Source organism: Mesorhizobium sp. M7A.F.Ca.AU.002.02.1.1 (assembly GCF_003998535.1).
Taxonomy (GTDB): domain Bacteria; phylum Pseudomonadota; class Alphaproteobacteria; order Rhizobiales; family Rhizobiaceae; genus Mesorhizobium; species Mesorhizobium ciceri.
This window is the reverse complement of the sequence record NZ_RZPB01000288.1, coordinates 1-7,063: the sequence shown is the minus strand read 5'-3', so window position 1 is coordinate 7,063 and position 7,063 is coordinate 1. Positions and strand designations below refer to the sequence as shown.

The window sequence follows — 7,063 nt, the reverse complement described above, 5'->3', positions numbered from 1 at the left end:
GTCTCCAGCGGTGCGCCGGAAAGCTCGAACTGGCCGCCGGGTTCCAGCGAAATCGCACCCTGGCCGGTCGGTTCGACCAGGCCGATGATGCGGCCGTCATCGACGATCGGGTCCCAGCCGAGCTTTTCCTGCATGCCTTCGAGGATGGCGCGGATGCCGCGCTCGCCGCCATAGGGGACCGGTGCATTGCCGTCGACATAGAAGGGGAATTTCTCGTGCTCGGTGCCGATGCGCCATTTGTCGCGCGGCTTGTTGCCTTCGGCCAGGTGCTCGACGAGTTCGTCGACACCTTCGATCGGGCGGAAATCGGTCGTATCGCGCGCCATGATGGTACCCTCAGAGGCGGCCGGATGACCGCCGGCGGTAAATGGACGAAATGTCAGCAGACGATCAAGCGAAAAATCCTGAGCCACAGGTCAACAGGAATTGAACGTTGCTGGAACTCTGCGTCCCTTGCAAGGGATGACGTCTCACCAGTCTCCGACCGTTGCCTGCATCACCGCGAATGCGGCCACCGCCGCCGTATCGGCGCGCAGGATACGCGGGCCGAGCGGAATGGCGGTGACGAAGGGCAGGGCGCGCAGCATCTTGCGCTCGTCGTCGGAAAAGCCACCCTCCGGCCCGACCAGCAGCCCAAGCTTCTTTTCCTTGACCGCCTGCAGCGCGGCCAGCGGATTGTTGGTCGAAGCATCCTCGTCGCAGAAGATCAGCCGTCGCTCTGTGTCCCAGCCGGTCAACAGGCGGTCGAATTTTTCGGCTTCGCGCACCTGAGGCACCGCCAGGATGCCGCATTGCTCGGCGGCTTCGACGACATTGGCGCGCAGGCGATCGATCGACGGCTTGGCCACTTGCGTGTGCTGGGTAATGACCGGCTGCAGGATGCCGGCGCCCATCTCGACCGCCTTCTGCACGAGATAATCGAGCCGGCCCTGCTTCAGCGGCGCAAAGCAGTAGACGAGATCGGGCAGAGGCGGCTGCGGCCGCTGCAGCGCCGACACCTTCAGCCGCACCGCCCTTTTCGTCTTCGCCGATATGGCCGCCGACCACTCGCCGTCGCGGCCATTGAACACCAGGATTTCGGCGCCTTCGCCAAGCCGCAGCACATGCAGGAGATAGTGGCTCTGCTGTTGGCCGGCCTCGAATTCGATGTCCGGCGCGAGATCGTCGGTCACGAACAGACGTTGCATTTTGTAATTGGCGCGCATCGCCGAGGAATGAGCGAGCCGGCCGCCGGCGTCAAGCCTCGGCGGTCGGATGCCACACCGGCCGAAAGCCGTGCCGCAGCACGCAGAGCGTCGTGGCCGGCGTCAGTAGCGAGAGTGTCTTGCTTTTGAGCATGTCGAAATCGTTGGGGTGCTCATATCCCGCAAAGGACCAGCGCAGTGCCTTGCCGCTACGCAGGGCATAAACAGTGCCGCCATCCGCAACCACGACGCCGTCCGGCAGGCCGGCAAGGTCTTCAACCGCAATCACCGGCGGCTTGCCGCCTGACGCCAGCCGCTCCTTGTGCAGCCGCTTGTCGACCATCGGCGCGCGCGGTTCGGCGATGCCGAAGGCTTCGCCGAAGCGGCCGACGAAATCCCTGGCCCGTTCGCGCTGGCAAAAGAAGCAGGGGCGATGCCCGGCCGCCAGTGCGGTCACCTCGTCGAGGAAGAACAGCTCGGTCCAGCCCGCTTTACCGCCCTTCCTGTTGCGGCCCATCGGTTCGCGCCGCACATTTCGGAATTGGCAGACGCAGATGATCCAGGCTTGAAGCGCCCAGCGCTTTTTCTTGAGCGTCTTCGTCTCGGGGTCGTGGATGATGCCGCGATTGCCGGTGAACATGCCGCGATCGGGCACGGCATGGATGGCGCCGAACGGATCGACCCGGTTCTGCAGTGGCATAGTTTTCTCTCCGGACACGCATCTTGGCTGCAATGCGAGCGGCATGATATCGCTCGTCGCAGCTTTTTCATGTCAGCAGGGTTTTGCGATGCGGGTGCTGGTGGTCCAGAACTACGACAATACCGGCCTCGGCCAGGTCGGCGCAGCACTTGCGGAAGCGGGCGCCGATCTCGACCTGCGTCTCCCTTACAGGGGCGATCCCCTGCCGGATGACGCGGCCGGGCATGATGCCATGGTGGTGCTCGGCGGGGGCCAGAATGCGCTGGCCGACGATGAGTATCCCTATTTCCCGGCACTGCTCGAACTGACCCGCGACTTTGCCGACAAGGATCGCGCCGTGCTCGGCATCTGCCTGGGCAGCCAGCTCGTCGCTCGTGCCTTTGGTGGCGAGAACCGTATCGGCGGCGCCAATGAGTTCGGTTGGCACGGCGTGTCGCTGACGCCTGACGCCAAGGCCGATCCGGTTCTGGGCGCTCTACCGGCAAAGTTCCCGATCTTCCAATGGCACGACGACACCTTCGTGTTGCCCGAAAACGCCGTACGGCTTGCCGGCAACGAGGTCGCCGAGAACCAGGCGTTTCGCGTCGGCCGAGCCGTGTACGGTTTCCAGTTTCATTTCGAGGCCGACCGGCCGATGGTCAAGGACTGGAGCGCGTCCTTTGCCCCGACCATCGCTGCGCGCCATCCCGACTGGGCCGGCAAGCTCGATGGCGAAATGGCCCGCAACGGGCCCGATGCGGATGCCGCTGGCCTCGCCATTGCCCGGGCCTGGGTAGCGACCATCTGAGCGTTGGTCTCTCCGTACCCTCCAGCGTGACATAATTGGCACGCGGCGGTGAAACCGCCTGGGGAAAACGGTTTCATTCTTGGCTTGTGTCCGCCCGCCATCCTAGAAGGCGCGCGCTCTGCATCTTCTGTGCAACGGCTATGAACCTTTTGTGTGACCCGCGCGACACACCGTTGATACAGAACATGCCTAGAAGCGCAAAATCGTCGAAACTTTGAAGCGAATTCTCCGTTTCAACGCATTGGTAACCGCCTGGTGCACAGATGCAGAAAGCTCAACAAGAGATGACCTCCGTGAAAGCAGCGCTTCTGTCCTTTGCCATGTTGTCCGCCATCGTGCTGTGCGGTCTCGGCATCTATGCCGCCGACGCAGCCAACAACCACAACGCCGTCGACGGTTACGGCGTCACCGCCTCGCTGCGCTAAAGCGGGAAGCGTCTTTCGCGTCCTCCGACGCGCGGCGCTCAAGCTTCCTTAATCGTCATTGTCAGGATGCGTTTGTCCGCGCCGTCGATGACGAGCGCGCTCAGCATGCCTGATTGCCAGGCAAGCGTGTCGACATTGACGCGGTTTGCCATCACTTCCGCCTCCGGCACCGGCGTGTGGCCGTGCACCACGATCTTCGGATAGAGGTCGGGGTGGTTGTGGAAGACGTCGCGGATCCAGATCAGATCCTGCGGGTTTTGCTTCTCCAGAGGAATGCCCGGCCTGATGCCGGCATGGCAGAAGAAGAAGTCCCCGAAAGTCACGGAAAACGGCAGCGATCGCAGGAAGTCGATGTGGCTTTGCGGCACGGCCTCGACCAGTGCCTGATGTCCTCTGCGCACGGCCGATTCGGCCTTGCCGAACCACACGCTTGTGCCTTCACTGATCGTTACGCCGTAAGACTGTGCCGTCTGGATGCCGCCGAACCGGATGAAAAGCCCTTCCGGGTCAGGGGTCTTGAGAAAATCGAGAAAGCCGATGTCGTGGTTGCCGGCCAGCATCAGGTGACGAGGGTCTCGCTCTTGCGCTTCGATCAGGAAATCGATGACGCCCTTCGAGTCCGGCCCGCGGTCGACATAGTCGCCAAGATGGATGACGCGCCAGTCGGCAGGCGCCTCCTGCTCGATCTCGGCCCTGATGCGCAGATGCATGGCGGCCAGCAGGTCGAGCCGGCCGTGGACGTCGCCGATCGCATAGAGACGGATGCCGTCCGGCCCATGCGCGTCGAGAAAATGGATGCCGGATTCTGCCAACTTTTCGGTGTCTCCGTGGTCAGGCGGTCACGGGACCTGGCGCCGGAGCTGGTCCTTGCCCATGTCGGTGACAAGACGCTTTCCGCACAGCGCCAGCGTGATGTCCATCTCCTTGCGGATGATTTCCAACGCCTTGGTAACCCCTTCCTTGCCAAGCGCCCCCAGGCCGTAAAGAAACGGCCGGCCGATATAGGTTCCCTTGGCACCGAGGCAAAGCGCCTTCAGGACATCCTGGCCGGAGCGGATGCCGCCATCCATATGCACTTCGATCGTGTCGCCGACCGCGTCGGCAATCTCTTCCAGCACGCCGATCGACGACGACGCACCATCGAGCTGGCGCCCGCCATGGTTGGAAACGATGATCGCGTCGGCGCCGGTCTTGGCCGCCATCAGCGCGTCCTCCTTGTCGAGAATGCCCTTGAGGATCAGCTTGCCGCCCCAGCGCTCCTTGATCCAGGCGACGTCCTTCCACGACAGATGCAGGTCGAACTGCTCCGTCGTCCACGATGCCAGCGAGGCCATGTTGCCGACGCCCTTGGCGTGGCCGACAATGTTGCGGAAGGTCCGCCGCTTGGTGCCGGCCATGGCGGCGCACCAGCGCGGGCGGATGGCCATGTCGACGATGTTGGTCAGCGTCAGCTTGGGTGGCGCCGAAAGCCCGTTGCGGATGTCCTTGTGACGCTGACCGAGAATCTGCAGGTCGAGCGTCAGCACGAGCGCCGAGCATTTCGCCGCCTTTGCCCTGTCGATCAGGTTGAGCACGAAATCCTTGTCACGCAGCACATAGAGCTGAAACCAGAACGGCTTCGTGGTAACCGAGGCGACATCCTCGATCGAGCAGATGCTCATCGTCGACAAGGTAAACGGCACGCCGAATTCCTCCGCCGCCTGCGCCGCCAGCATCTCGCCATTGGCGTGCTGCATGCCGGTCATGCCGGTTGGCGCCAATGCCACCGGCATAGACACTTTTTCGCCGATCATCGTCGATGCCAGCGAACGGTTGTCCATGTCGACGAGGACGCGCTGGCGGAACTTGATCTTCTGGAAATCCTCCTCGTTGGCCCGATACGTGCTTTCGGTCCACGAACCGGAATCGGCATAGTCGAAGAACATCTTCGGCACACGCCGGCGTGCGAGGTCCTTGAGGTCGGCGATGGTCAGGATCTGGCTCATGGGCTTCCCGTTTCGATAGCTAGGAGCGTTTGCGTGCTGGTTCTGTATCGGTGGCGTCAACGCGCTGTTTCAACCTCAGCCGCGAGACGCGCTGCCAGTCGCCGCTGCGCTCGGCCTCCGCCATCGACCGTTCGACATAGGTGATGTGGTCCATCGCCGCCTGGCGGGCGGTGGCCGGGTCGCCGGCCTTCACCGCCGCATGGATCGCCCGGTGCTGCGCGAGCAGGGCGTCGCGCGCGCCGGGTACGGTGAACACCAGCAGCCGGTTCTGGAACACGCCCTCCGACAGCAGCCGATAACAGGAGCGCAGCGTGTGCAAAAGGATGATGTTGTGTGCGCATTCGCAGATCGCGTGGTGGAACTCGACGTCGATCTCGGCCTCGTCGTCGAAGTCGCCGGTCCGGTGCGCATCGTCCATGCGTGCCATGATCTTGTCGAGCAGCGCCATGTCGTCTGGGGTGGCGCGCCGTGCCGCATATTCAGCCGCAACCCCTTCGATCTCGCGGCGGTATTCCAGATAGTCGGTCACTGCCTTGCGGTGCATCGAGATCAGGTCCGTCACCGGTTTGGTGAAGAGCTGGCCGATGACATCGGCGACATGCGTGCCGCCGCCGGGCCTTGTCGTCAAAAGGCCGCGTCCTTCCAGTGCCTTCAGGGCGTCACGCAGGATCGGCCGCGATACGTCGAACTGGCGTGCAAGCTCGCGCTCGCCCGGCAGCCGGTCGCCGGTGCGCAGCACGCCTTCGAGGATGAGGCTCTCGATCTGCTGCACCACCTCGTCGGCGGTGCGCGAATGCTCGATCCTGGAAAAAATGTCGCTCAACAGAATGCCTGGAAGGTGAACCGGTGCCGCAGAATAGAGCCTGCCTCGCCAACTGGTCAAATTATTTATCCAATTGACAAAAAGCAGGCCGATTTCCCGCCCGATCCCGTGATCTTCGGCTAACTTTGCCGTTTGCGTCGTCAGGCCATTGGCACTAGAGGGACGCGAGTGCAAGCGGGTTCAAGGAAACCCCCGGGGAACAAGCCGTGTCAGACGACCCGTCCGATCTCGAATTCCAGCCGCGCGCCAAGGGCAGCGTCATGGGCTTTCCCGCGCATGAGGGCCGGCCCGGCGCACTCGGCGAGGTTCATGCCCGGCCGCATCCGCTGATCGAAAAGCCACGCGTCCTGATGCAACTCGCCTTCATGACGGAGGGCGGCTCCGGCGTCGACCACGCGGTGCTTTCCGAACTGTCGCGGCGCCTCGGCATCGCCGCGCCCGACCGCCAGGCCCGCCACCATGCCATGAAATGGGGCAAGGGCTCGCTGCGCTGGGAGCGGCACACCGAATTCTCGACCTATTTGTGGGAAGGGCCGCTTTCCGAAAGCGGCAGGACGCAGGAGGACTCACCCTTCGGCAACGGGTTTTCCCCGCCGGGAACCTGCATCTCCGGCATCAGGCTCGAAATCCGCAAATGGACGCAAGCAAGCGAGCAACTGATAGCCGGTTTCGATCCGACCAGCCTGTGCTACTCGCTGGTCGAGCGCGGAAACGCCGCCATCGTCACCGATTTTCGCCAGGATGGCGATGGCCTGACGCGCATGCTGCTGCTCGATCGCGGCTTGACCCCGGCGCGCACCGGCGCGTTGTCACAGCGGCTTATCGACATCGAGACCTATCGGACGCTGGCCATGCTCGGCCTGCCGCTGGCGTTGACCTTGTCCGGCCGCGCCCGCCGCATCGAAGACCGGCTGGCGCAGACCACGCTGGAAATGAAGGTCGCCGGGACACGGGACAGCCAGACCTTGCTGGCCGATCTGACCGAACTTGCGGCGGAGCTGGAGGCGGACGCGGCGTCGAGCCTTTACCGTTTCGGCGCCAGCCGCGCCTATGACGGCATCGTCGGCGAACGGCTGGACGCACTCGAGGAAGAGGCTGTGCCCGGCTATGACACATGGCGCGGGTTCCTGCAGCGCCGTGTGGCGCCCGCAATGCGCAC

The 7,063-nt window shown here is 63.6% G+C and carries 8 protein-coding genes and 1 pseudogene; 3 read left to right on the top strand and 6 right to left on the bottom strand.

The window, feature by feature from the left end; genetic code table 11:
* The 3 genes and pseudogenes from EN879_RS18350 to EN879_RS18340 form a co-directional block, all read right to left on the bottom strand.
* A pseudogene (locus EN879_RS18350) lies at nucleotides 1-326 on the bottom strand (glutamate-cysteine ligase family protein); the annotation flags it as partial.
* Between the two features lie 144 nt (nucleotides 327-470).
* Nucleotides 471-1,205: a 16S rRNA (uracil(1498)-N(3))-methyltransferase gene (locus tag EN879_RS18345; protein WP_013530342.1), complete on the bottom strand. Its 735-nt coding sequence runs from the start codon at nucleotides 1,203-1,205 to the stop codon at nucleotides 471-473.
* A 31-nt stretch (nucleotides 1,206-1,236) separates the two neighbouring features.
* The gene (locus tag EN879_RS18340) at nucleotides 1,237-1,884 is read right to left on the bottom strand and encodes a hypothetical protein (RefSeq protein WP_063170128.1); all 648 of its coding nucleotides are present in this window, start codon (nucleotides 1,882-1,884) and stop codon (nucleotides 1,237-1,239) included.
* Nucleotides 1,885-1,972: 88 nt separating this feature from the next.
* Between EN879_RS18340 and EN879_RS18335 the strand changes: the two genes are divergently transcribed.
* A complete protein-coding gene (locus tag EN879_RS18335) occupies nucleotides 1,973-2,671 on the top strand; it encodes a type 1 glutamine amidotransferase (protein WP_063170470.1) in 699 nt (232 codons plus the stop codon).
* Nucleotides 2,672-2,964: 293 nt separating this feature from the next.
* Nucleotides 2,965-3,096, top strand: a complete 132-nt coding sequence (locus EN879_RS40645) for a hypothetical protein (protein WP_013893872.1) — start codon at nucleotides 2,965-2,967, stop codon at nucleotides 3,094-3,096.
* A 38-nt stretch (nucleotides 3,097-3,134) separates the two neighbouring features.
* Here EN879_RS40645 and EN879_RS18325 read toward each other — a convergent pair whose 3' ends face one another.
* From EN879_RS18325 to EN879_RS18315, 3 genes are read right to left on the bottom strand one after another with little or no spacing between them, the layout of a single operon-like run.
* Entirely contained in the window at nucleotides 3,135-3,908 is a 774-nt protein-coding gene (locus EN879_RS18325; RefSeq protein WP_063170129.1) for a metallophosphoesterase, read from the bottom strand.
* Between the two features lie 27 nt (nucleotides 3,909-3,935).
* The gene (locus EN879_RS18320) at nucleotides 3,936-5,081 is read right to left on the bottom strand and encodes an alpha-hydroxy acid oxidase (RefSeq protein ID WP_013530347.1); all 1,146 of its coding nucleotides are present in this window, start codon (nucleotides 5,079-5,081) and stop codon (nucleotides 3,936-3,938) included.
* Between the two features lie 19 nt (nucleotides 5,082-5,100).
* Entirely contained in the window at nucleotides 5,101-5,904 is an 804-nt protein-coding gene (locus EN879_RS18315; RefSeq protein ID WP_032808722.1) for an FCD domain-containing protein, read from the bottom strand.
* A 206-nt stretch (nucleotides 5,905-6,110) separates the two neighbouring features.
* Here EN879_RS18315 and EN879_RS18310 point away from each other — a divergent pair.
* Nucleotides 6,111-7,063: DUF3422 family protein (locus tag EN879_RS18310; protein WP_127274164.1), on the top strand; the 953-nt coding region annotated here is incomplete at its 3' end.